This window comes from Kineococcus gypseus, from assembly GCF_050871305.1.
GTDB lineage: Bacteria > Actinomycetota > Actinomycetes > Actinomycetales > Kineococcaceae > Kineococcus > Kineococcus gypseus.
The window spans coordinates 1-1,763 of sequence record NZ_JBJLRD010000112.1 but is presented as its reverse complement, the minus strand read 5'-3'; the positions used below and the strand labels follow the sequence as shown (position 1 = coordinate 1,763).

Below are 1,763 nucleotides of genomic sequence, written 5' to 3'. Positions count from 1 at the left end.
TGGGGATTCCTTTGGTGTTGGTCCTCCGCTCCCTCGCCAGGGGGTGGGGGTTTCGAGATCAGAGGTCAAACCAAGCTAGTCATAAGATCTGGTGCTTTCCGGGTTCGCCCGGGAGGTGTCTATGGTTTTTTCGACGGAGAGTTTGATCCTGGCTCAGGACGAACGCTGGCGGCGTGCTTAACACATGCAAGTCGAACGGTGAAGCCCTTCGGGGTGGATCAGTGGCGAACGGGTGAGTAACACGTGAGCAACCTGCCCTCAGCTCTGGGACAACCACTGGAAACGGTGGCTAATACCGGATACGACCCGTCTCGGCATCGAGTGCGGGTGGAAAGAACTTCGGCTGGGGATGGGCTCGCGGCCTATCAGCTTGTTGGTGGGGTGATGGCCCACCAAGGCGACGACGGGTAGCCGGCCTGAGAGGGCGACCGGCCACACTGGGACTGAGACACGGCCCAGACTCCTACGGGAGGCAGCAGTGGGGAATCTTGCACAATGGGCGCAAGCCTGATGCAGCGACGCCGCGTGAGGGATGACGGCCTTCGGGTTGTAAACCTCTTTCAGCAGGGAAGAAGCCATCTTTCGGGGTGGTGACGGTACCTGCAGAAGAAGCACCGGCTAACTACGTGCCAGCAGCCGCGGTAATACGTAGGGTGCAAGCGTTGTCCGGAATTATTGGGCGTAAAGAGCTCGTAGGCGGTGTGTCGCGTCTGCTGTGAAAACTCAGGGCTCAACTCTGAGCTTGCAGTGGGTACGGGCACACTTGAGTGCGGTAGGGGAGACTGGAATTCCTGGTGTAGCGGTGAAATGCGCAGATATCAGGAGGAACACCGGTGGCGAAGGCGGGTCTCTGGGCCGTAACTGACGCTGAGGAGCGAAAGCATGGGGAGCGAACAGGATTAGATACCCTGGTAGTCCATGCCGTAAACGTTGGGCGCTAGGTGTGGGGTCCATTCCACGGACTCCGTGCCGCAGCTAACGCATTAAGCGCCCCGCCTGGGGAGTACGGCCGCAAGGCTAAAACTCAAAGGAATTGACGGGGGCCCGCACAAGCGGCGGAGCATGCGGATTAATTCGATGCAACGCGAAGAACCTTACCAAGGCTTGACATGCACGGTGCAGTCCCAGAGATGGGACGTCATTTAGGTGGTCGTGCACAGGTGGTGCATGGTTGTCGTCAGCTCGTGTCGTGAGATGTTGGGTTAAGTCCCGCAACGAGCGCAACCCTCGTTCCATGTTGCCAGCAGTTCGGCTGGGGACTCATGGGAGACTGCCGGGGTCAACTCGGAGGAAGGTGGGGATGACGTCAAATCATCATGCCCCTTATGTCTTGGGCTTCACGCATGCTACAATGGCCAGTACAGAGGGCTGCGATACCGTGAGGTGGAGCGAATCCCAAAAAGCTGGTCTCAGTTCGGATCGGGGTCTGCAACTCGACCCCGTGAAGTCGGAGTCGCTAGTAATCGCAGATCAGCAACGCTGCGGTGAATACGTTCCCGGGCCTTGTACACACCGCCCGTCACGTCATGAAAGTCGGTAACACCCGAAGCCGGTGGCCCAACCCGTACGGGGGGGAGCTGTCGAAGGTGGGACTGGCGATTGGGACGAAGTCGTAACAAGGTAGCCGTACCGGAAGGTGCGGCTGGATCACCTCCTTTCTAAGGAGCATCTTCCACTCCTGCCTCGGCAGTGGGTGGCAAGGGCCGGTTTCTTCCAGCGAACGTCTGGAGGCCGGTGCTTCAGGGTGGAACATCAACACGGCA

The 1,763-nt window shown here is 59.1% G+C and carries 1 rRNA gene; it reads left to right on the top strand.

Going from position 1 to position 1,763, the window contains the following annotated elements:
* Positions 1-130: 130 nt before the first annotated feature.
* Positions 131-1,658, top strand: a 16S ribosomal RNA gene (locus ACRYMN_RS20820).
* Positions 1,659-1,763: the final 105 nt, after the last annotated feature.